General features: G+C 61.1%; 1 protein-coding gene. It reads left to right on the forward strand.

The annotated features are described in order from the left end of the window. Positions 1-640: GMC oxidoreductase (locus EN914_RS37525; protein WP_164779275.1), on the forward strand; the 640-nt coding region annotated here is incomplete at both ends.

The following is a 640-nucleotide window of genomic DNA, read 5'->3' on the forward strand; positions in this document are numbered from 1 at the left end:
GGTATGGCATTGCTTGCGCCGCCGACCTGCCAGGGGTCGGCGAAAATCTGGTCGACCATCCGGAGGTCCCGATCATCGCCACGGCAAACGGCCCTTACGGTTATTTCAGGCAAGGCCAAGGCTGGCGGATGATCAGGAATGGCCTCCATTTCAAGCTCTTCGGCACCGGCACGATCCTCTCGGCCGGAGTCGAGGCCGGCGCCTTCGTCAACCCGGCCGATCCGCACGGTGAACCAACGATCCAGGCCTTCTGCGTTCCGCACGTCTATCTGGATCGCGATATCCTCACCCTCGTCGAGAACACCTATGGGCTTACCGTCACGACGGTTGTGGTGAAGCCTAAGTCGCGTGGTTTTGTGAGGCTGCGGTCGGCGGACCCGAAGGACATGCCGGTCGTTTCGCCCAATCTGCTCAAGCATCCAGACGACATGCGGGAGATGATCTCGGGTCAGCGTTATTTCCTGCAGGCGTTCCAGACCAAGCCGCTCGGCGATCGGGTCAAGGCCATTGCCGTGCCAAGTCAGGATGATCTCAGCGATGAGGCGCTGGCAAAACATTGCAAACGCTTCGTCAAGACCAACTACCATCCGGCCGGCACGTGCCGAATGGGCTCGGACAGCGACCGGATGGCGGTGCTGGA

The organism is Mesorhizobium sp. M7A.F.Ca.CA.001.08.2.1 (assembly GCF_003998455.1).
In the GTDB taxonomy this organism is placed as follows: domain Bacteria; phylum Pseudomonadota; class Alphaproteobacteria; order Rhizobiales; family Rhizobiaceae; genus Mesorhizobium; species Mesorhizobium ciceri.